General features: G+C 75.9%; 17 protein-coding genes and 1 pseudogene. 16 read left to right on the top strand and 2 right to left on the bottom strand.

The window, feature by feature from the left end:
• Window positions 1-146 precede the first annotated feature (146 nt).
• The 11 genes and pseudogenes from bioB to AC230_RS04625 all read left to right on the top strand — a co-directional run bounded on the left by bioB (window position 147) and on the right by AC230_RS04625 (window position 11,867).
• Entirely contained in the window at window positions 147-1,319 is a 1,173-nt protein-coding gene (gene bioB / locus AC230_RS04675; protein WP_049714620.1) for a biotin synthase BioB, read from the top strand.
• On the top strand, window positions 1,312-2,634 hold the full coding sequence (locus AC230_RS04670) for an adenosylmethionine--8-amino-7-oxononanoate transaminase (RefSeq protein ID WP_049714619.1): 1,323 nt from the start codon (window positions 1,312-1,314) through the stop codon (window positions 2,632-2,634). Before bioB ends, AC230_RS04670 begins: the two co-directional genes overlap by 8 nt.
• Window positions 2,635-2,688: 54 nt before the next feature.
• Window positions 2,689-3,411, top strand: a pseudogene (gene bioD, locus AC230_RS04665) (dethiobiotin synthase); the annotation flags it as partial.
• A gap of 142 nt (window positions 3,412-3,553) precedes the next feature.
• Window positions 3,554-4,207, top strand: a complete 654-nt coding sequence (locus AC230_RS04660) for a class I SAM-dependent methyltransferase (protein ID WP_049714617.1) — start codon at window positions 3,554-3,556, stop codon at window positions 4,205-4,207.
• A 44-nt stretch (window positions 4,208-4,251) separates the two neighbouring features.
• Complete coding sequence (locus AC230_RS04655; RefSeq protein ID WP_049714616.1) at window positions 4,252-5,112, top strand: TIGR03621 family F420-dependent LLM class oxidoreductase; 861 nt, start codon at window positions 4,252-4,254, stop codon at window positions 5,110-5,112.
• A 188-nt stretch (window positions 5,113-5,300) separates the two neighbouring features.
• Window positions 5,301-6,653: a hemolysin family protein gene (locus AC230_RS04650; RefSeq protein ID WP_049714615.1), complete on the top strand. Its 1,353-nt coding sequence runs from the start codon at window positions 5,301-5,303 to the stop codon at window positions 6,651-6,653.
• A complete protein-coding gene (locus AC230_RS04645; RefSeq protein WP_049714614.1) occupies window positions 6,650-7,663 on the top strand; it encodes a hemolysin family protein in 1,014 nt (337 codons plus the stop codon). The genes AC230_RS04650 and AC230_RS04645 overlap by 4 nt, the downstream gene beginning before the upstream one ends.
• Window positions 7,664-7,716: 53 nt before the next feature.
• The gene (locus AC230_RS04640; RefSeq protein ID WP_049714613.1) at window positions 7,717-8,556 is read left to right on the top strand and encodes an SGNH/GDSL hydrolase family protein; all 840 of its coding nucleotides are present in this window, start codon (window positions 7,717-7,719) and stop codon (window positions 8,554-8,556) included.
• Between the two features lie 77 nt (window positions 8,557-8,633).
• Complete coding sequence (gene purB, locus AC230_RS04635; RefSeq protein WP_049714612.1) at window positions 8,634-10,067, top strand: adenylosuccinate lyase; 1,434 nt, start codon at window positions 8,634-8,636, stop codon at window positions 10,065-10,067.
• Entirely contained in the window at window positions 10,064-10,606 is a 543-nt protein-coding gene (gene mug, locus AC230_RS04630) for a G/U mismatch-specific DNA glycosylase (protein ID WP_049715021.1), read from the top strand. The genes purB and mug overlap by 4 nt, the downstream gene beginning before the upstream one ends.
• A 103-nt stretch (window positions 10,607-10,709) precedes the next feature.
• Window positions 10,710-11,867 carry an ROK family protein gene (locus tag AC230_RS04625; protein ID WP_049714611.1) on the top strand — a complete coding sequence of 386 codons (1,158 nt, stop codon included), beginning with the start codon at window positions 10,710-10,712 and terminating at the stop codon, window positions 11,865-11,867.
• Window positions 11,868-12,030: 163 nt separating this feature from the next.
• Here AC230_RS04625 and AC230_RS04620 read toward each other — a convergent pair whose 3' ends face one another.
• Window positions 12,031-12,777, bottom strand: a complete 747-nt coding sequence (locus AC230_RS04620) for a GntR family transcriptional regulator (protein ID WP_049714610.1) — start codon at window positions 12,775-12,777, stop codon at window positions 12,031-12,033.
• A 389-nt stretch (window positions 12,778-13,166) separates the two neighbouring features.
• Here AC230_RS04620 and AC230_RS04615 point away from each other — a divergent pair, with 389 nt between their 5' ends.
• Window positions 13,167-13,985, top strand: a complete 819-nt coding sequence (locus AC230_RS04615; RefSeq protein WP_241833068.1) for an alpha/beta fold hydrolase — start codon at window positions 13,167-13,169, stop codon at window positions 13,983-13,985.
• A gap of 439 nt (window positions 13,986-14,424) precedes the next feature.
• The gene (locus AC230_RS04610; RefSeq protein ID WP_049714609.1) at window positions 14,425-15,447 is read left to right on the top strand and encodes an outer membrane protein assembly factor BamB family protein; all 1,023 of its coding nucleotides are present in this window, start codon (window positions 14,425-14,427) and stop codon (window positions 15,445-15,447) included.
• Here AC230_RS04610 and AC230_RS04605 read toward each other — a convergent pair.
• On the bottom strand, window positions 15,444-16,028 hold the full coding sequence (locus tag AC230_RS04605) for an AAA family ATPase (RefSeq protein WP_049714608.1): 585 nt from the start codon (window positions 16,026-16,028) through the stop codon (window positions 15,444-15,446). The two genes, AC230_RS04610 and AC230_RS04605, sit on opposite strands and share 4 nt — an antisense overlap.
• 94 nt (window positions 16,029-16,122) lie before the next feature.
• Between AC230_RS04605 and AC230_RS04600 the strand changes: the two genes are divergently transcribed.
• From AC230_RS04600 to AC230_RS04590, 3 genes are all read left to right on the top strand, one after another.
• On the top strand, window positions 16,123-17,529 hold the full coding sequence (locus AC230_RS04600) for a dihydrolipoyl dehydrogenase family protein (RefSeq protein ID WP_049714607.1): 1,407 nt from the start codon (window positions 16,123-16,125) through the stop codon (window positions 17,527-17,529).
• Between the two features lie 132 nt (window positions 17,530-17,661).
• Window positions 17,662-18,183, top strand: coding sequence for a hypothetical protein (locus AC230_RS32885; protein ID WP_049714606.1), 522 nt, complete (start codon window positions 17,662-17,664; stop codon window positions 18,181-18,183).
• A complete protein-coding gene (locus AC230_RS04590) occupies window positions 18,180-21,107 on the top strand; it encodes an AfsR/SARP family transcriptional regulator (protein WP_198535412.1) in 2,928 nt (975 codons plus the stop codon). Before AC230_RS32885 ends, AC230_RS04590 begins: the two co-directional genes overlap by 4 nt.
• The last annotated feature ends 69 nt before the right edge of the window (window positions 21,108-21,176 follow it).

The raw sequence follows: 21,176 nt of genomic DNA, 5'->3' as shown, positions 1-21,176 counted from the left end.
TCCGGTACGGGCACGGACAGCCTGACGCCCAAACTAGCCGCTGCGGGCCCCCGGGCGCGGTGTCGTGATCCACTCACGTCGCCGGGCGCGTGTTGTGCGGTCTCCACCTTGGCCCAGGGTGGCGGCGTGCGCGAGGATCATGGGCCATGGACCTGTTGAACACGTTGGTGGACAAGGGGCTGCGGCGCGAGCTGCCCACCCGCGAAGAGGCGCTGGCCGTGCTGGCGACCTCCGACGACGACCTGCTCGATGTGGTGGCCGCGGCCGGCAAGGTGCGCCGCCGGTGGTTCGGGCGGCGGGTCAAGCTCAATTACCTGGTCAATCTCAAGTCCGGGCTGTGCCCGGAGGACTGCTCGTACTGCTCGCAGCGGCTCGGTTCCGACACCGGCATCCTCAAGTACACCTGGCTCAAGCCGGAGGACGCCTCCAGGGCGGCCGCCGCGGGGGTCGCGGGGGGTGCCAAGCGCGTCTGCCTGGTGGCCAGCGGGCGCGGTCCGACGGACCGGGACATCGACCGGGTGGCGCGCACGATCGAGGCCATCAAGGAGCAGAACACCGACGTGGAGGTCTGTGCCTGCCTGGGCCTGCTCTCCGACGGCCAGGCGGAGCGGCTGCGCGACGCGGGGGTGTACGCGTACAGCAACAACCTCAACACCTCGGAGGCCACGTACGCGGACATCACCACCACGCACACCTATCAGGACCGCGTGGACACCGTGCGCCGCACGCAGGAGGCGGGCATGTCCGCCTGCTCGGGGCTGATCGCGGGCATGGGCGAGAGCGACGAGGACCTGGTCGACGTGGTCTTCGCGCTGCGCGAGCTGGACGTGGACTCGGTGCCCGTCAACTTCCTCATCCCCTTCGAGGGGACGCCGCTGGCGAAGGAGTGGAACCTCACCCCGCAGCGGGCGCTGCGCATCCTGGCGATGGTCCGCTTCGTCCACCCGGACGCGGAGGTGCGGCTGGCCGGCGGCCGCGAGATCCATCTGCGCTCGCTGCAGCCGCTGGCGCTGCACCTGGCCAACTCCATCTTCCTGGGTGACTATCTGACGAGTGAGGGCCAGGAGGGCCGGGCCGACCTCGACATGATCACGGACGCGGGTTTCGAGGTCGAGGGGACGGAGACCAGCACCCTGCCGGAGCACCGGCGCGGGGGCGGCTGCGGGGGCGGTCCCTGCGGGGAGGCCCCGGCGGCGGAGACCCCGGCGGAGGGGGCCGCCGCGGACGCGCCCGCGGCCGAGGGGCCGGGTGCGGCCCGTACCGACCTGGTCGCCGTGCGCCGCCGGGGCGCGGGGACGGACCTGCCGCCCAATGTCTGAACCGCTCGGCGTGGAAAGGCTGTTGGCGCTCGACCGGCAGCATGTGTGGCACCCGTACGGGCCGATGCCCGGCCGGCGGGACCCGCTGGTCGTCGAGTCGGCCTCCGGCGTCCGGCTGCGGCTGGCCGAACCGGTGCACGGGGTGCGGGAGCTGGTGGACGGCATGGCCTCGTGGTGGTCGGCCCTGCACGGCTACAACCACCCGGTGCTCAACGAGGCGGCGCGGGATCAGCTGGACCGGATGAGCCATGTGATGTTCGGCGGGCTGACCCACGAGCCGGCCGTCCGGCTCGCCGCCCGGCTGGTGGAGATCGCCCCCGAGGGGCTGGAGCACGTCTTCCTCGCCGACTCCGGCTCGGTGTCGGTCGAGGTGGCCGTCAAGATGTGCCTCCAGTACTGGCGTTCGTCCGGCCGGCCGGAGAAGCGGCGGCTGATGACGTGGCGCGGCGGCTACCACGGGGACACCTGGATGCCGATGTCGGTGTGCGACCCGGTCGGCGGGATGCACGGCCTGTGGTCCGGGCTGCTGCCCGAGCAGGTCTTCGCGGACGCCCCGCCGGCGGGCTTCGGGGCGGAGGAGGACCCCGCGTACGCGGAGCATCTGCGGGCGCTGCTGGAGCGGCACGCCGGGGAGCTGGCGGCGGTCGTCGTGGAGCCGGTCGTGCAGAACGCGGGCGGGATGCGGTTCCACTCCCCCGCGTATCTGCGGCTGTTGCGGCGGCTGTGCGACGAGCACGACGTGCTGCTGGTGTTCGACGAGATCGCCACGGGGTTCGGGCGGACGGGGGCGCTGTTCGCCGCCGATCACGCGGGGGTCGCCCCCGATGTGATGTGCGTGGGCAAGGCGCTGACGGGCGGGTATCTGACGATGGCCGCGGCGCTGTGCACGTCGCGCGTGGCGGAGGGGATCTCCCGGGGCGAGGTGCCGGTGCTGGCGCACGGGCCGACGTTCATGGGCAATCCGCTCGCGGCGGCGGTCGCGAACGCGTCGGTCGACCTGCTCCTCGCCCAGGACTGGGCGGGCGAGGTCAAGCGGATCGAGGCCGGTCTGCGGGAGGGGCTCGCGCCGGCCGCGTCCCTTCCCGGCGTGCGGGACGTCCGCGTCCTCGGCGCGATCGGCGCCGTCGAGCTCGAACACCCGCTGGACGCGGCGGGGATGGCGGCGGCCACGGAGGCGGCGGTGCGGGCGGGGGTGTGGCTGCGGCCGTTCGGGCGGCTGGTGTACACGATGCCGCCGTTTGTGACGGGGGACGGTGATGTGGCGCGGATCTGCCGTGCCGTGTGCGCGGCGACGGCGGCCGCGTCCCGCCCCTAGGGCCCGCCCGCCCTTGCATGTGCCCCCACCACACCCACCCACAAGGAGACCGAACACCCCATGCCCACCCTCCTCGTCACCGGCACCGGCACCGAGATCGGCAAAACCGTCACCACCGCCGCCCTCGCCGCGGCCGCCCTCGCGCGGGGCCGCACCGTCGCCGTGCTCAAGCCCGCCCAGACGGGCGTCGCCCCGGGCGAGCCGGGGGACGTCGCGGAGGTGCGGCGCCTCGCGGGCCCGGGCGTCACGGGCGCCGAACTCGCCCGTTTCCCCGAGCCGTTGGCCCCCGCGACCGCCGCCCGCCGGGCGGGCCGCGCCCCGGTGCGGCCGAAGGAGATCGCCGAGGCGGCGGCCCGGCTCGCCGAGGAGCACGACCTCGTCCTCGTCGAGGGCGCGGGCGGCCTGCTGGTGAGGCTCGACGACGAGGGGAGCACGCTGGCCGACGCGGCGGTCCTGCTGGACGCCCCCGTCCTGGTCGTCGCCGCGGCCGGACTGGGGACGCTCAACGCGACCGCCCTGACCGCGGAGGCCCTCCGGGCGCGCGGCCTGCACTGCCCGGGCGTGGTGATCGGCAGCTGGCCCGACGAACCGGACCTGGCGATGCGCTGCAACCTGGCGGACTTCCCGGACGCGGCGCAGGCCCCCCTGCTGGGCGCCCTGCCGGCGGGCGCGGGGGCGCTGCCCCCGGAGGACTTCCGCGCACGGGCGGCGAGTTGGCTGGCGCCGGAGCTGTCGGGCACCTGGGACGCGGCGGCCTTCGCGGCACGGACGGCCTGAGCACCGGGCGGGGGCGGGGAGCGGGACGGCGGGGCCGGGCACGCGCGCGGCAAACGCGAGAGCGGCCCCGTCCGACGGGGAAAGCGGCCCGCCGCGGGGAACAATCGCGGTAGCCGTCGTCCCCCGGAAAGGGGCCCGTGCCATGGCAGTTCACTCCTCCCCCGTCCACCACCCCCTGTTCGCCCGTTTCTACGCGAAGGCCGGGCCGGTCCTGGACCGGCGGGCCGGGATGGCCGACCGTCGCAGAGAGCTGCTGGCGGGGCTGTCGGGGCGGGTGATCGAGGTCGGGGCCGGGCAGGGGCTCAACTTTCCGTACTATCCGCGCGCCGTCTCGGAGGTCGTGGCGGTCGAGCCGGAGCGGCTGCTGCGCCGGCGGGCGGCGCAGGCCGCGGTGCGGTGCGGGGTGCCGGTGGACGTGGTTCCGGCGGTGGCCGAGGCGCTGCCGGTGAAGAGCGAGGCGTTCGACGCGGCCGTGGTGTCGCTGGTGCTGTGTTCGGTGCGGGACGTGCCGAGGGCGCTGGCGGAGCTGCGCCGGGTGCTGCGCCCCGGCGGCGAACTGCGCTTCTTCGAGCACGGGGTCGCCGACGGCGGCGTCCTGCCGGCCGTGCAGCGGGCGCTGGACCGGACGGTGTGGCCGCGGCTGTTCGGCGGCTGTCACACCTCCCGGGATCCGCTGGCCGCGATCGGCGCGGCGGGTTTCGCGATCGGGACGTGGCGGCGGCTCCGGGTGCCGGACGGGCCGGTGCGGCTGCCGTCCTCGCCGTGTGTGACGGGGGTCGCTGTCCGTCCGGAGTGATTCGGAGGTACCCTCCGGTTGTTCGCGCACACCGAGGGGGAAACGTGTCCCGTCCGTTCCGATTCGCCGTCAATCTGCTCGACGGCGGTACGGCCGCCGAGTGGCGGCGCAAGTGCCGCAGGGCCGAGGCCCTGGGCTACGACGTCGTCCTCGTCCCGGACCACCTGGGGATGCCGGCCCCCTTCCCGTCCCTGGTGGCGGCGGCGGACGCGACGGAGCGTCCGCGGGTGGGCACGTTCGTCCTCAACGCCGGGTTCCACAACCCCGCGCTGCTGGCCCGGGAGGTGGCGACCACCGACCGGCTCACCGGCGGGCGGCTGGAGCTCGGCCTGGGCACGGGGTACGCCAAGGCCGAACACGACGCGGCGGGGCTCCCGTTCGGCTCACCGCGCGAGCGCGTCGATCATCTGGAGCGCACGGTCACGGAGGTGAAGCGGCTGCTGGCCGGGCAGCGGCCGGACGCGCCGCCGCCCCTGCTGCTGGGCGGCAACGGCAACCGCGTCCTGCGGCTGACCGCCCGCCACGCGGACATCGCGGCGTTCACCGGCGCGACCACCGGCCCCGACGGCTCCCTCACCCTGATCACCCCGGACGCGCTCGACGAGCGCGTGGCCGCCTACCGCGGCTTCGCGGCGGACCGCACGACCCCGGCGGAGCTCAACCACCTCGTCCAGATCGTCGCGCCGGGTCCCGCCCGGCGGGCGGCGGCCCGCGAGCACGCCGGGCGGCTGGGCCTCACCGAGGACGACGCGCTGGCCCACCCGGCCGTCCTCACCGGCACGCCGAAGGACATGGCCGAGCAGCTGCGGGCGCACCGCGAGCGCTACGGCTTCAGCTACTTCACCGTCCTGGAGCCGGCCATGGAGACCTTCGGGGCGGTGATCGAGGAGGTGCGCGGGGAGTGAGCCCCGGCCCGCCCCGGAACACTTTGCCGTTCCTTTACCATGGAGGCTCTGCGACCGCAGAAGAACCACCACCGACGAAAGGCGTGAGCGTCCTCCATGGGCGAGCCTCCCAGTAGCCCCCTCCGTCCCCGCCGGCACCGCGCGCCGCTGCGGCCCGTGTCCGACCATGGGACGGAGGTGACCGCCCGATGACCGAAGCGCTCCTGCTGGCACTGACCGTGCTGCTGACGCTGGCCTGCGCCGTCTTCGTCGCGGCCGAGTTCTCCCTCACCACCGTCGAGCGCGGCGAGCTCGAACGCGCCGCCGAGGCCGGCGACCGGCGTGCCCGCGGCGCGCTGCGCGCGGTGCGGGGGCTGACCTTCCAGCTCTCCGGCGCCCAGCTCGGCATCACCGTCACCGGCCTGGTCATCGGCATGATCTCCAAGCCGTCCCTGGCCAAGCTGCTCACCGGGCCGGTCGCGGCCCTCGGGCTGCCGCACGCGGTGGCGGTCTCGGTGGCACTGGCCCTGGGCACCGTGCTGTCCACCGTGGTGCTGATGGTCGTCGGCGAACTGGTGCCCAAGAACTGGGCGATCTCCCGCCCGCTGCCGGTGGCCCGCGCCGTCGCCGGGCCGCAGCGCGCCTTCTCCCGCCTCTTCCGTCCACTGATCCGGCACCTGAACAACACCGCCAACCGCGTCCTGCACCGCCTCGGCATCGAGCCCGCCGAAGAGCTGGCGACCGCCCGCGGCCCCCGCGAGCTGGCCGCCCTCGCCCGGCACTCCGCGCGGCAGGGGGCCCTGGAGGCGGACACCGCCGAGCTGTTCGTCCGCACCCTCAACCTCGCGGACCTCACCGCCGGGCACGTGATGACCCCGCGCGTCCAGGTCACCGCGCTCGACGAGCGGGCGACCGCCGAGGACGTGGCCAACGCCACCCGGGCGACCGGTCTGTCCCGCTTCCCCGTCTACCGCGGCAGCCTCGACTCCGTCGTCGGCGTCGCCCACATCAAGGACGTGCTCGCCGTCCCGGCCGACGAGCGCCCGCAGCGGCCCGTCGCCGCGCTGCTGCGCGAGCCGCTGCTCGTCCCCCAGTCCCTCACCGTCGACCGGCTGCTGGACCGGCTCTCCGCCAAGCGCAGCATGGCCGTCGTCATCGACGAGTACGGCGGCACCGCGGGCGTGGTCACCCTGGAGGACATCGTCGAGGAGGTCGTCGGCGAGGTCCGCGACGAGCACGACCCGGCCGAGCGGCCCGACCTGGCCCCGGCCGGCACCGACGCCGACGGCCGGCGGCTCTACGACGCCGACGGCGCCACCCGCACCGACGACCAGCTGGAGACCATCGGGCTGCGGGTGCCCGAGGGCCCGTACGAGACGCTGGCCGGCCTGATCGCCGCCGGCCTCGGCCGCATCCCCGTCCGCGGGGACACCCTGGAGGTGGCCGGCTGGCGGGTCGAGGTGACCGACGCCTCCGGACGGCGCGCGGCCCGCGTGCGGCTCACCGCCCCCGCGACCGGCGGAACGGCCGGCCCCGCGACCGGTGGGGAGGCCGGCCGATGACCGCCGTCCAGCTGCTGATCGGCCTGGCGACCCTGGTCGCCAACGCCTTCTTCGTCGGCGCCGAGTTCGCCCTGATCTCCGTGCGCCGCGACCAGGTCGAGCCGTACGCCGAGCGCGGCGACCGGCGCGCCCGCGCGGTCCTGTGGGGCCTGGAGCACATCTCCGCGCTGATGGCCGCGGCCCAGCTCGGCATCACGCTGTGCACCCTGGTCCTCGGCGTGGTCGCCGAACCGGCCTTCGCCGCCCTGCTGGAGCCCGCCCTCCACGCGGCCGGGGTGCCCGAGGGCGGCATCCACGCCATCGCGTTCGCCGTCGCGCTGGCCGCCGCCACCTATCTGCACATGCTCTTCGGCGAGATGGTGCCCAAGAACATCGCGCTCGCCGAGCCGGTGCGCACCGCGCTGCGGCTCGGCCCGCCGCTGGTCAGGCTCTCGCGCACGCTGCGCCCGGTGGTCTTCACCGTCAACCGGCTGGCGAACGGCCTGCTGCGGCTGCTGCGCGTCGAGCCCAAGGACGAGGTCACCGCGGCCTTCTCGGACGACCAGCTGGCCCGGCTGGTCGCCGACTCCAGCGCCGCCGGGCTGCTCGACGAACGCTCCACGCAGCGGCTGCGCGACGCCCTGGCCCTGGGCAAGCGCCCGGTCGAGGACGTGGTCATGCCGGTCGGCCGGGTGGTCGCGGCCCGGATCGGCGTGACCCCGGAGGGCCTGGAGCGGCTCTCGGCCGAGTCGGGCTTCTCCCGCTTCCCCGTCGTCGACGGCACCGGCCGCATCCTCGGCTACCTGCACGTCAAGGACGCGCTCGACGCGAGCCCGCGCGATCTCCCCTTCCCCACGGGCGCCATGCGCCCCATCGCCCGGGTCCGGGCCGACACCCCGCTCGACGACGTCATCACGGCGATGAGCCGCACCGGCGCCCACCTGGCCGCCGTGGTCGGCGCGGACGACCGGCTCGCGGGCCTGGTCACGCTGGAGGACGTGCTGCGCCGGCTCGTCGGGCGGCAGCTGTGAGCCGGGCGGCGGCGGCGAGGGGTGCGCGGGGCGAGGAGTAGGATCGCGGCGCCATGCCGATGAATGCCACGTACACGTACTCCAGTTTCGTCGCGGTCGGGGACTCCTTCACCGAGGGCATGTCCGACGCGCTGCCGGACGGCTCGTACCGCGGCTGGGCCGACCTGCTCGCCACCCGCCTCGCCGCCCGCACGCCCGGCTTCCGCTACGCCAACCTGGCCGTGCGCGGCAAGCTCATCGGGCAGATCGCCGACGAGCAGGCGGCCCCCGCGGCGAAGCTGGACGCGGACCTGGTGACGCTGGTCGGCGGGCTCAACGACGTCCTGCGCCCGAACTGCGACGTGGAGCTGGTCTGCGCCCGGCTGGCCGCGACCGCGGACCGGCTGGCGGCGGGCTCCGGGCGGCTGGTGCTGATGCGCAGCCCGGGCCGGCGCGGGCCGGTGCTGGAGCGCTTCCGCCCCCGGATGGAACGGCTCTTCGGGTTCATCGAGGAACTGGCCGGACGGCACGACGCCGTGCTCGTCGACCTCTTCGGCTCCGAGGCGCTGGGCGACCCCCGCATGTGGGCCGAGGACCGGCTGCACCTCAACGCCGAGGGGCACCGGCGGGTGGCCGAGGCGGTCTGGCAGGCGCTCGGCCACCCCGCCGAGTCCGACTGGCGGGCGCCCCTGCCGCCGGCGGCCCGTCCCCGCTGGGCCGCCCGGCGCGGCTCCGACCTGCGCTTCGCCCGCGAACACCTGGGCCCGTGGATCGGCCGGCGGCTCACCGGCCGGTCCTCCGGGGACGGCCGGGTGGGCGCCCACTTCTGCGCCGAGCGGGGCGAGGCGTTCTTCGTCACGCCGGTGACGGATCCGCCGGGGTGCGTGACCGGCTGGCGGCGGGCGGACGGCTAGCGGACCCCGGCCTCGTACGAACGCACGATCAGCACCGCGGCACGGGCCTGCGCGTTCCGCCAGTAGACTTGCGTCACGTGACTGCAAAGCCCCGCATCCCCAATGTCCTGGCCGGCCGCTACGCCTCCGCGGAGCTCGCCGTGCTGTGGTCCCCCGAGTACAAGGTGAAGCTCGAGCGGAAGCTGTGGCTCGCCGTGCTCCGCGCCCAGAAGGACCTGGGGATCGAGGTGCCCGACGCCGCCCTCGCCGACTACGAGCGCGTGCTGGACGAGGTGGACCTCGCCTCGATCGCCGAGCGCGAGAAGGTCACGCGCCACGACGTGAAGGCGCGGATCGAGGAGTTCAACGCCCTCGCCGGCCACGAGCACGTGCACAAGGGCATGACCTCCCGCGACCTGACGGAGAACGTCGAGCAGCTGCAGATCCGGCTCTCCCTGGAGCTGGTCCGCGACCGCGCCGTCGCCGTCCTGGCCCGCCTGGGCAAGCTGGCCGCCGACCACGCCGAGCTGGTCATGGCCGGCCGCTCGCACAACGTCGCCGCCCAGGCGACCACGCTCGGCAAGCGCTTCGCGACCGCCGCCGACGAACTCCTCGTCGCCCACGGCCGGGTGGAGGAGCTGCTGGCCCGCTACCCGCTGCGCGGCGTCAAGGGCCCGGTGGGCACCGCCCAGGACATGCTGGACCTGCTCGGCGGCGACGCCGCGAAGCTGGCGGAGCTGGAGCGGCGGATCGCCGAACACCTCGGTTTCGGCGAGGCGTTCACCTCCGTCGGCCAGGTCTACCCGCGCTCGCTGGACTACGACGTGGTCACCGCGCTGGTGCAGCTCGCCGCCGCGCCGTCCTCGCTCGCGAAGACGATCCGGCTGATGGCCGGCCACGAGCTGGTGACCGAGGGCTTCAAGCCCGGCCAGGTCGGCTCGTCCGCCATGCCGCACAAGATGAACACCCGCTCCTGCGAGCGCGTCAACGGCCTGATGGTGATCCTGCGCGGCTACGCCTCGATGACCGGCGAGCTGGCGGGCGACCAGTGGAACGAGGGCGACGTCTCCTGCTCGGTCGTGCGCCGCGTGGCGCTGCCCGACGCGTTCTTCGCCCTCGACGGCCTGCTGGAGACCTTCCTGACCGTCCTGGACGAGTTCGGCGCCTTCCCCGCCGTCGTCGCCCGCGAGCTGGACCGCTACCTGCCGTTCCTCGCCACCACCAAGGTCCTCATGGGCGCGGTGCGCGCGGGCGTCGGGCGCGAGGTCGCCCACGAGGCCGTCAAGGAGCACGCGGTCGCCTCCGCGCTGGCCATGCGCGAGCGGGGCGCCGAGCGCAACGAGCTGCTGGACAAGCTCGCCGCCGACGAGCGCATCCCGCTGGACCGGGCCGCGCTGGACGCGCTGATGGCCGACAGGCTCTCCTTCACCGGCGCCGCCGCCGACCAGGTCGCCGCCGTCGTCGCACGGATCGAGGAGATCGTCAAGTCCCGCCCGGAGGCGGCCGGTTACGTGCCGGGGGCGATCCTCTGACGCGCCTTTCGCCCGAGGAGCTGGAGGCCGCCCGCGACCGTCTCGTCCCCGACGTGGTCGCGGCCGGTCTCCGCGTGCTGTTCTGCGGCATCAACCCCGGTCTGATGTCCGCCGCGACCGGCCACCACTTCGCCCGGCCGGGCAACCGCTTCTGGCCCGTCCTGCACGCCTCCGGCTTCACCCCGCGCCGGCTGCACCCCTCCGAGCAGCACCTGCTGACCGGGTACGGGCTGGGCATCACCAACGTGGTGGCGCGCGCCTCGGCACGGGCGGACGAGCTCACCGAGGAGGAGTTCCGCGAGGGCGGGCGGCTGCTCGTCGAGAAGGTGGAGCTGCTGCGGCCGCGGTGGCTGGCGGTGGCCGGGGTGACGGCGTACCGGACGGCGTTCGGCGACCGGCACGCGAGGATCGGGCCGCAGGAGCGGACGATAGGCGGCACCCGGATCTGGGCGCTGCCCAACCCCAGTGGCCTGAACGCCCATTGGACGCCGGCGCGGATGGCCGAGGAGTTCGCCCGCCTGCGGGAGGCGGCCGGCTGAGGAACCGCCCCGCCGGGGCCCGGACGGCAGAACTCCCCTCCCCGCCTCCCACCGGCTACGATCCGGTGCGGCAAAAGGCACGCAAAGCGAGGAGGCGGCGACGTTGGGGCGGCTCACCGGCGGGGACCCGTCCCTGTTGCGGCGGATCAATTCGGCCGTGGTCCTGCACGCGCTGCGCGCCTCGGCGTCCCCCGCGTCCCCGACGCTCACCGACCTGGTCAAGGTCACCGGGCTGTCCCGGCCGACCGTCGAGGGCGCGGTGGAGGGCCTGATCGAGTCCGGCCTGGTCGAGGAGGCGTCCGCCGAGGAGGGGGTGGCGCGGCGTCAGGGGCGGCCCGCGCGGCGGTTCCGCTTCCGGGTCGAGGCCGGGCACCTGCTGGGCATCGAGATCGGCGCGCACCGGGTCGCGGTGCTGCTGGCCGATCTGAGCGGCCGGATCACGGGCGCCGCGTCGGCGGAGGTCGCCGAGACCGCGCCGGCCGACGAGCGGCTGGCGCAGGTGCGCACCGCGGTCACCGACGTCCTGCGCCGCTCGGGGGTGCCGCGCGACGCGCTGCGCGCGGTCGGCGTGGCCAGCCCGGGCATCGTCGAGGCCGACGGAACGATTCGGCTGGGCACGGCCCTGCCGGGGTGGACGGGACTGCCGCTGGGCGACCGGCTGCGCCGCTCGTTCCCCTGCCCGGTGCTGGTGGAGAACGACGCCAACGCGGCGGCCGTGGCCGAGCACTGGAAGGGCGCGGCCCGGGACTCGGACGACGTGGTCTTCGTCCTCGCGGGGCTGAGCCCGGGCGCCGGTTCGCTGATCGGCGGGCGGCTGCACCGCGGTTTCGGCGGCGCGGCCGGGGAGATCGGCGCGCTGCACCTGCTGGGCCGGGAGGCCACCCCGGAGGAGGTGCTCTCGCCCACCGACGTGCCGCTGCAACCGCTGGACGAGGCCCAGGTGGTCCGGGTGTTCGCGCTGGCCAGGGAGGGCGACGAGCCGGCCCGTACGGCGGTGGACCGCTATCTGCGGCGGCTGGTGCACGACGTGGCGGCGCTGGTGCTGGCGCTCGACCCGGAGCTGGTGGTCGTCGGCGGCTGGGCGGCGGGGCTGACGGGCATCCTGGAGCCGCTGCGCACCGAGCTGGCGCGGTACTGTCTGCGGCCGCCGCGCGTCGCCCTGTCGCTGCTGGGCGATTCGGCGGTGGCGACGGGGGCGCTGCGGCTGGCGCTGGACCACGTGGAGGAGGAGCTGTTCGCGGTGAACCCGCGGACACCGTGAGCGCCGTGGGCCTCGGCGGGCCTCGGCCCCCGGGTGCCCGGGGGCCGCTCGGGGTGCGCGGAACGTCCGCCGTCGGCGCCCGGGAGCCGGGCCTCCGCCATCGGCACGGAACCCGGCGGCAGGACCCCGAACTGGCAGGGGGCCCAAAGGAGTTGACGGCCCGTCAGGCGGCCGGCAGCCCGACCCGGTCCGCGTCGCCGAAGGTGAGCCGGCACGTGTCGGCCCGGTAGGTGGCGACGGCCACGGCCGCGACGCCGCCGTCCACGATGTAGCGGGTGGTGACGAGGAGGACGGGCGAACCTGGCAGCCGCTCCAGCTGCTTGGCCTCGTCGGCGCGGGCCGAGCCCAGCTCCACCGCGCGGTCCTGGCCCTCCAGCGGCAGGTCGCGCAGGGCGCGCAGGACGGCGCGGGCGCGGGCGGGACCGGAGGAGGCCGGGTCGGGCGCCTCCACGCCGGGCAGGCGGGCGGCCGGGACGTACAGCGACTCGGCGGCGACGGGCCGGCCGTGGCTGCTGCGGGTGCGGCGGACGGTGTGCACGGGCTCGCCGGGGGCGACGCCCAGCAGCGGGGCGACGGCGGCGGGCGGGGCGGCGAGCCCGGCGTCCACCGGCTGCCAGTCGTCCTCGGCGCCGCCGGGCCAGCCGTGCCCGGCGTCGGCCACGGCGACGCCCACGCGGGGCGGGGCGACGGTGGTGCCGACGCCGCGGCGGCGCTGGAGCCGGCCCTCCAGCTCCAGCTGCTCGAGCGCCTGGCGGAGCGTGGCGCGGGCGACGCCGAAACGGGCGGCGAGTTCACGCTCGTTGGGCAGGATCTCGCCCACGGCGAACTCCGAGTCGAGCGCGTCGCCGAGGAGCGTCTTCAGGTGCCAGTACTTCGGCTCCGGCACCGTTTCCAGCTGCGTCGTCCCCACCCTCATCCTCCGCAGGCTTTTCGCGCGCTTCTTTATTAAAGGTTGTTGCAGTATGCCTGTGACCATAGGACGGTGTGCGGACTTGGTCAAGACCAATGCAGTACACCTGGCGCACGCACCCGGTGCGCGGGCGCGCGGAAGGGCGCGCCTCGCACCCGCACTCCCCTTGCGTCCATGGAGAGTTGGGGAGCGCGGCGCGGAACCCCCGGGCGCGGGGCCGCCGTTGCGGCAGGCGCCCCGGTCCCGGGTCTACCCTCCGGTAACCATTGCTGACATCCTGTCCAAGAAGCCCGCCGAGGACGAGGACGAGCAGGAGCCGCACCGTGCCCGAGACCACCGCAACCGCCGGGACCATACCGAGCCTTCAGGACGCCGGGACCGTCCGGACCGTGACCTTCCCCGTCGACACCCCCGCCGGACGGCGCACGGCCGAGGTGGCCTACCGGCGGACCGGCGCCGGGGCACCCCTCGTCCTGCTGCACGGCATCGGCCACCACCTCGGGGCGTGGGATCCGGTCCTGGAGATCCTCGCGGCCGAGCACGAGGTCGTCGCCCTCGACCTCCCCGGCTTCGGCCGCTCCCCCGCCCTGCCCGACGGAGTCCCCTACGACCTGCCGAGCGTGAGCGCGGCCCTCGGCTCCTGCTTCGCGGCGCTGGGGCTGGAGCGCCCGCACGTCGCCGGCAACTCCCTGGGCGGCCTGCTCGCCCTGCGGCTGGGGCAGGACGACGCCGTCCGGTCCGTCACGGCGCTCTCGCCCGCCGGCTTCTGGACGGAGGCCGAACGGCGCTGGGCCTACGCCGTCCTGCGCGGCATGCGGCGCACCGCCCGCCGGCTGCCGCCGGAGCGGGTGGCCCGGCTGGCCGCGACCCCCGCCGGGCGCACGGCGCTGGGCTGCTGGGTCTACGCCCGCCCCGCGCGCCGCGACCCCGAGGCCATGGTCGCGGAGACCGAGGCGCTGCGCGGCGCCCAGGGGTTCGAGCCCACCCTCGCCGCCGGCCGCTCGGTGCTCTTCACCGACGCGCTCGCCGGGCTGCCGGTCACCATCGCCTGGGGAACCCGCGACCGGCTGCTGCTGCCCCGGCAGGGCGTGCGCGCCAAGAAGGTCGTCCCGGGGGCGCGGCTGGTCCGGCTGCCCGGCTGCGGGCACATCCCCATGAGCGACGACCCCGCGCTGGTGGCCCGGGTCGTGCTCGACACGGCGCGCTGAGCGGGGCAGCCGGGCGGCCCACATAAAATCCCCCGGACCAGCACTTTCGATCATGGGGGATTTTCGCAGTGGGTTCCACCGCGCGCACCGTCCTCGTCCCGGCCGCCACGGTCGTGACGCTCCTCGCCGGCCTCACGGCCTGCGGCTCCGGCTCCGGTTCCCCGGACGGCCCGGCGAAGGGGAAGACCACCGCGTCACCGCGGGCGGCCGCCTATCCCGGCAAGCCGATACCGGGCCTGGCCCGGACCCCGGCCTGGACCCTGCCCGCGACGCCCGGCGGCGCCTCGGTGTTCGCCGTGGGCGACGCCTTCGCCGTCGTCACGGGCGGGCCGAAGGCCACCCGCCCCGGCGGGCCGGAGGCCGACACCGCGCCCGCCGAGCGCACGGGCCCAAGGCCGTCGAGTTCCGCGACGCGGCCGGCGGCCGGGTGCGGGCGACGGTGCGGAAGGACGACGCCCGGGTGTACGCGGCCACGTGGCACGGCGCCCCGGCCCTGCGCGTCGACGTCGTCAGCACGAAGGCGTCCGACGGCATGACCTCCGACCGGAGCTCCACCGTCTCCGAGCTCTACGACGCCCGGGGCAGGAAGCTCGGCAGCGTCCCGGCCGACGGGGACCACGAGCTGTCGGACGGCTGGGTCGCCACCGACAAGGGCGCGAAGGTCGCCCCGGCCGAGGGCGGCGACGCGAAGTCCTTCGACGGCGGCAAGGAGCTCCGTCCCCTCCAGACCGCCAGGAGCCGGGAGAAGAACCGGGAGGCGACCGGCCCCCGCTTCGGCGGCGGGTACGGCTTCTCCCGCGAGGAGGCGAAGACGGGCCCGTACAGCCACACCAAGCGCCTGGTGGTCACCGAGCTGAGCACCGGCCGGCGGGCCTGGACCTCCAGCGCGGCGGGCCGCCCCGACAAGGCGGTTCCCGAGGAGAAGTCCAAGGCCACCAACGTCGTCCCCGTCACCGTGCTCGGCGACCGGATCGTCCTCGCCTGGCAGACCGAGGGCAAGGACGGCGGCACCGAGCCCTGGCAGCTGTCCGTGAACGACCTCAGGACCGGCCGCCTTCTGACGACGGGCCCCGTCGTCGAGGCCGACGCCTCCAGCAACATGGCCGAGATCATGCAGTCCGACGACAAGCCGGTCTTCTACGTGACGCACGACCCGTCCACGGACGTCCTCACCGTCGCCGGCCGCCGCGACTACAAGTGGCTGGCCACCGCCTGGGAGGTGAAGACCGGCAAGCAGCTCTGGACGCAGGCCGGCGACGAGAACCCGTTCACGCCGGTGGCCTCCGGCAACGGCGTCGTCTACGGCTCCACGGACCGCTACGAGCCCCTCGCCGTCGACGTGCGGACCAAGAAGGTGCTCGCGAAGGACCTGGAATCGGTGCGCCGCGTCCCCGTCTTCAGCGCCGACGGCCACGGCGCCGTCGCCCTGGACGAGGGCGTGTTCGTCTTCGCCAAGGGCTAAGTCGCCTCGTGCGCGGGCCCGTTGTCCCCGGCGGCGACGGCCCCGCGCACGAACCCGCCCACGAAACGAACCCGTTCGGCGACCGAGGCGCGCGGCAGCTCCACCGGTTCGTAGCCGAACTCCCGGTAGGCCGCGGTCACCGCCTCGTACGTGCGCACCGCCTCCGCGTACGACTGCCGCCGCTCCGCGTCGCGTTCGTAGATCTCCGGCCAGGGCGGGGCGGCGAGCACCCGCCGGTGGTAGCGGAACCGCCGTGCCGCCTCCCGGAGATGCCCCGGCACCGGCCGCCCCTCCAGCCGCAGGTAGCCGACGATGTCGGGCACGCCGCGGTCGAAGAAGACGGTCCCCGGCCGTCCGGCCGCCTCGTGGTGGGAGCGCAGTTCCCACCCCAGCATCAGCTCGGCGAACAGCTCGGGGTCCGTCCACGGCAGCCCCCGGCCCCCGAGCGCGGCCTGGTCCCGGATGACGCCGCGCCCGGCCTCCTGCGACCGGGCGTGCCCCGCCGCCTCCAGGGCGTCGATCAGGGTGCTCTTGCCGGCCCCCGGCCCCCCGGTCACCACGATGTAACGGTCATGGCCCATTGGGCCACCGTACCCGGCCGTGTGGCGCCGTTCCCCGGGGGCTGGCAGGGTGGACCGGACGTCCGTGTACGCGACGGAAGCGGGGTGCGCTGTCATGACCGAGCAGTCCGGGCGGGCCGAGCGGGCCGGGCAGGCCGAAGAGGTGGACGTCGTCGTCATCGGCATGGGCCCCGGCGGCGAGCACATCGCCGGGAGCCTGGCGGAGGCCGGCCTGCGGGTCGTCGGCGTGGAGGCGGAGCTCGTCGGCGGCGAGTGCCCGTACTGGGGCTGCGTGCCCAGCAAGATGATGATCCGCGCCGGGAACCTGCTGGCCGAGGCCCGGCGGATCCCCGGCATGGCGGGCCGGGAGCAGGTCGCGCCCGACTGGACGCCGGTCGCCGACCGGATCCGGGCCGAGGCCACCGACGACTGGGACGACCGGGTGGCCGCCGACCGCTTCACCGGCAAGGGCGGCCGTCTCGTGCGCGGCCGCGGCCGGCTCGCCGGGCCCGGCCGGGTCACCGTCGACGGGCCGGACGGCCGCAGCACCTTCACGGCCGTCCGCGGCGTCGTGATCGCCACCGGCTCGCGGCCGCGCGTCCCGCCCGTGCCCGGCCTGGCCGACGTGCCGTTCTGGACCAACCGGGACGCGATCGCCGCCAAGGAGCCCCCGCGGTCGCTGCTGGTCCTCGGCGGCGGCTCGATCGGCGTCGAACTCGCCCAGGTCTACGCCCGGTTCGGCACGGACGTGACGGTCGTGGAGGCGGCGGACGCCCTGGTCCCCATGGAGGAGCCCGAGGCCGGTGAGCTCCTCGCGCGCGTCCTGGCCGCGGAGGGGCTGACCGTGCGCACGGGCGCGCGGGCCGCCTCCGTCCGCTACGAGGGCGACGCCTTCGCCCTCGCCCTGGAGGACGGCGGCGAACTCACCGGCCACCGCCTGCTGGTGGCGACCGGCCGCGGCGCCGACCTCTCCGACCTCGGCCTCGACACCGTCGGCCTCGACCCCGGGGCCGCGTCCCTGCGCACCGACGGCCTCATGCACGCCGGACACGCCCTGTGGGCCGCCGGCGACGTCACCGGGCACGGCGCCTTCACCCATGTCGCCATGTACGAGGCGGACATCGTCATCCGCGCCGTCCTCGGCGAGTCCGGCCCCGAGGCCGACTACCGCGCGCTGCCCCGCGTCACCTTCACCGACCCCGAGATCGGCGCCGTCGGCCTCACCGAACACGCCGCGCGCGAGCGGGGGCTGACCGTCCGCACGGGCCTCGCCCAGGTCCCCTCCTCCGCCCGCGGCTGGATCCACAAGGCGGGCAACGAGGGCTTCGTCAAGCTCGTCGAGGACGCGGAGCGCGGCGTGCTGGTCGGGGCGACGACGGCGGGCCCGATGGGCGGCGAGGTGCTGTACGGGCTGGCGGTGGCGGTGCAGGCCGAGGTGCCGGTGGAACGGCTGCGGCACATGATCTACGCGTACCCGACGTTCCACCGGGGGGTGGAGGACGCGCTCCGCGCCCTGAGGTGACGCGGCGGGGGGGCGCTTCGGGGGGGGACACGCCGGGAGGCCTCGGGCGCGCAGTGTCCGTTTACGGGTCGTTGATCGTTCATACAGCGGCACCGGGGAAGGTCGGACCACCCCAACCGGAAAGGTCCCGCCATGCCGCCGAGAACACGCCGTTCGCCCCTCGCCCGCGCCGCCTCCGCCACGGCCGCCGCCCTCCTCGCCGCCACCGGCCTCCTCACCGGCGGCGGCACGGCGCACGCCGCCGCCCCCGACACCCTCCCCAACGGCGGCACCCTCGCCCCCGGCGCGAGCCTCGCCTCCGGCGACACCCGCCTCGTCATGCGGCCCGACGGCGACCTCGCCCTCTACACCACCGGCACCGACGGCACCGAGGACCAGCGGCCGCGCTGGCACTCCGGGACCACCGGCGAGGGCAACCGGGCCGAACTCCGCCCCGACGGCGACCTCGTCGTCACCTCCCCCGACGGCGGCACGCTCTGGCGGAGCCGGACCGGCGACGGCGACTGCGCCCACCTGCCGTGGACGAAGCTCACCGTCCGCCCCGGCGGCGACATGTCCATCCTGGCGACCACCAACAGCGAGGCCCCCTACTTCGTCCGGCTCTGGTCGGCCTCCTACGGACCCCAGTTCCCCTGCACCCCCTCCCCCCGGTGAACTCCCCCACGCCGACAGTGGAATTCGCGCTGCTCGGCCCGGTGCGGGCCCGGTGCGACGGCGCGCCGGTCGACCTCGGGCAGCCGCGCACGCGGGAGGTGCTGGCGGTGCTGCTGGCCGCCGCCGGCCGGACGGTGTCGCTGCCGCTGCTCGTGGACGCCGTGTGGGACGAGGCCGACCGCCCGTCCCGCCCGGAGCACTCCGTCCGCACCCATGTGTGGCGGCTGCGCCGGGCGCTGGCCCGGCACACCGCCGAGCCGCTGCTCGTCACCGTCGGCGAGGGCACGAGCGGCGGGTACGCGCTGCGCGTGCCCGCCCGGGCCGTGGACATCCGGTCCTTCGAGCGCGCGGAGGCGCGGGCCGAGGAGGTCCGGGCCCGCGGCGGCACCGCCGCACAGGCCCGTGCCGTCCTCGCCGCCGCACTGGAGCTGTGGGCGGGCGAGCCGCTGGCCGGGCTCCACGGACCGCACGCCAGGACCCTGCGCGCCCGCCTCCAGCGGGTGCGGCAGTCGCTGCTGGAGGCCCGGCTCTGCCTCGACGCCGAGCTGGACGACCGGCCGCACCTGGCCGCCGAGGCGGGCGCCCTGGTCGTGGAGTTCCCCGCCCGCGAGCGGCTGCGCGCGGTGCAGATGCTGGCGCTGTACCGGGAGGGCCGCCAGGCCGAGGCGCTGGGCGTCCACGAGGACGCCCGGCGCCGGCTCGGCACCGCGCCCGGCCCCGAACTCGCCGCGCTGCACCGGCGGATCCTGTGCTCCGACCCCGCCCTGCGGCCGCCCCGGCCCGACGCGCCTCCCCCGGGCGGCGCCTTCCCCTCCCCCGCCCCCGGCTTCACGGGCCGCGACGGCCAACTCCGCGCGCTGACGGACATGGTGACGCGCCGGGACGCCCCGGCCGTCGTCGTCTCGGCGGTCAACGGCATGGCCGGCGTCGGCAAGACGACCCTCGCCGTACAGGCCGCGCACGGGCTCGGCGACGACGCGTTCCCGGACGGGCGCCTGTACGCGGACCTGCGCGGCGCCGACGCCGAGCCCCCGCACCCGCAGCACGTCCTGGGGGAACTCCTGCGGGAGTTGGGCGTCGCCGACGAGGACGTCCCCGCCGACGCCGGCGAACGCGTCGCGCTCTACCGCACCCTGCTCGCCGACCGCCGGATGCTCCTGCTGCTGGACAACGCGGCCTCCTGCGAACAGATCGCGCCCCTGATCCCCGGCGCCGCCGGCTGCGCCGTCCTGGTGACCAGCCGCGCCTGGCTCACCGGCCTGGCCGGGGCGCACCACCTGCGGCTGGACGTCATGCCGCCGGAGGAGGCCCTCCGCCTGCTGCGGCGCACCGTCGGCGACCGCGCCGTGGACGCGGAGCCGGAGGCCGCCCGCGCGCTCGTGGCCGCCTGCGGGTGTCTGCCGCTCGCCCTGCGGATCGTCGCCTCCCGCCTGGCGGCCGAACCCGGCCGGTCGCCCGCCGGCATGGTCCGGCGACTGGCGGACGAACGCCGGCGCCTGGACGAACTGCGCACCGGCGACGCCGCCGTGGACGCCGCCTTCCAGCTCTCCTACGCCACCCTCACACCCGAACAGGCCCGCGCCTTCCGGCTGTTGGCCGTACCGGACGTCCCCGACCTCGCCCTGCCGGGCGCGGCCGCCCTGCTCGGCGCGGCCACGGACGAGGCGGAGGAGCTGCTCGAATCCCTCGTCGAACTCAACCTGCTGGAGTCGCACCGCCTGGGCCGCTACCGCTTCCACGACCTCGTCCGCGCGTTCGCCCGGGCCCGGGCCGCCCGCGAGGACTCCCCCGGCACGGCGACCCGCGCCCTCGCCCGCCTGCTGGACTTCTGCCTGGCCACCGCGCGCAACGCCGACGCGGTCGCGCACGCCGCCGAGCCGGACGAACGCACGCTCATCGACGCCGCACCGGCCTCCCCCGGCCTCGCCTTCGCCACCGCACGGGAAGCCACGGCCTGGATGCGCGAGGAGACCGCCCTGCAACGGGCCCTGATCGCCCACGCCTGCGCCGACGACGGCCTGCCGTTGACCCAGGCCGCCGACCTCGTCGACCGGCTCAACACCGTCCTGTCCGGCATCACCCACCTCACGGCCGTGTCGGAACAGGCCCGGCAGGTCGCCGAGGTCGCCGCCCGGCGCGGCGACCGGCCCTCCGAGGCCCTCGCCCGCTACGTGCGCGGCAACGCCCTGTGGCACGCCAACGCCTTCCCCGAGGCCGAGGCCGAGCTCCACCGCAGCCTGGAACTCTGCGACCGCGACGCCGGCCTGCGGCTGTGCGCCTCGGCCCACCTCACCCTGTGCGCCCACGCCCGGGTCCGCGGCCGCTTCGCCGACGCGGTCGCGCACGGCGAGGCGTCGGTGCGGTTCTTCCGGACGCTGGGCGCGGCCACCGCCGAAGGCACCGCGCTCGGCGAGCTGGCCTTCAACTACGCCCGGCAGGGCCGACTTTCCGAGGCCCGGTCGGCGGCCGGGCGCGGCGCGGAGCTGCTGGCCGGCCGGGAGTCCGTCTCCACGGCCATCGGCCTGTACTACCTGGCCCGGGTGCTGCGCCTGTGCGGGGACCACGACGAGGCGCTGCGCCGGGCCGGCGCCGCCCTGCCCCTCTTCCGCACCCTGAACGTGTCCTCCTTCGAGGCGGCGTCGGGCAACCTGATCGCCGAACTCCACGCCGAGCAGGGCGATTTCGCGCTCGCGGCGCGGACGGCCGAGGAGTTCCTGCCGCTCGCCCGCAAGGTCAGCGCGATGCTGGAAGCCGGTCTGCTCCGCACCCTGGGCCGCGGCCTCGTCCACCTGGGGCAGCCGGCCCGCGCCGGCGCCTGCCTGCGGGCCGCCCTGGAGCTCTTCGCGGGGCTGGGGGCCGAGCAGGACGCCGCCCAGCTCCGCGGGCTGCTGGACGAGCACGCGGCGGCGTCCACCGGACGGTGAAGGGGGGCGGCCCGCGCAGCGCGCACGGCCGCCGCCAAGCCCTCCCGGACCGCCGCCAAGCCCTCCCGG

The organism is Streptomyces caatingaensis (assembly GCF_001187435.1).
GTDB lineage: Bacteria > Actinomycetota > Actinomycetes > Streptomycetales > Streptomycetaceae > Streptomyces > Streptomyces caatingaensis.
The sequence above is the reverse complement of the archived record's forward strand: the minus strand, read 5'-3'. Positions and strand labels throughout refer to the sequence as shown.

What these genes read in the sequence shown, in the direction of transcription:
- AC230_RS04640 (WP_049714613.1), top strand. Translation starts at nt 7,717, where the DNA reads ATGCCGATGAATGCCACGTACACGTACTCCAGTTTCGTCGCGGTCGGG.
- AC230_RS04650 (WP_049714615.1), top strand. Translation starts at nt 5,301, where the DNA reads ATGACCGAAGCGCTCCTGCTGGCACTGACCGTGCTGCTGACGCTGGCC.
- bioB (WP_049714620.1), top strand. Translation starts at nt 147, where the DNA reads ATGGACCTGTTGAACACGTTGGTGGACAAGGGGCTGCGGCGCGAGCTG.
- AC230_RS32885 (WP_049714606.1), top strand. Translation starts at nt 17,662, where the DNA reads ATGCCGCCGAGAACACGCCGTTCGCCCCTCGCCCGCGCCGCCTCCGCC.
- AC230_RS04600 (WP_049714607.1), top strand. Translation starts at nt 16,123, where the DNA reads ATGACCGAGCAGTCCGGGCGGGCCGAGCGGGCCGGGCAGGCCGAAGAG.
- AC230_RS04605 (WP_049714608.1), bottom strand. Translation starts at nt 16,028, where the DNA reads ATGGGCCATGACCGTTACATCGTGGTGACCGGGGGGCCGGGGGCCGGC.
- AC230_RS04660 (WP_049714617.1), top strand. Translation starts at nt 3,554, where the DNA reads ATGGCAGTTCACTCCTCCCCCGTCCACCACCCCCTGTTCGCCCGTTTC.
- AC230_RS04645 (WP_049714614.1), top strand. Translation starts at nt 6,650, where the DNA reads ATGACCGCCGTCCAGCTGCTGATCGGCCTGGCGACCCTGGTCGCCAAC.
- AC230_RS04670 (WP_049714619.1), top strand. Translation starts at nt 1,312, where the DNA reads ATGTCTGAACCGCTCGGCGTGGAAAGGCTGTTGGCGCTCGACCGGCAG.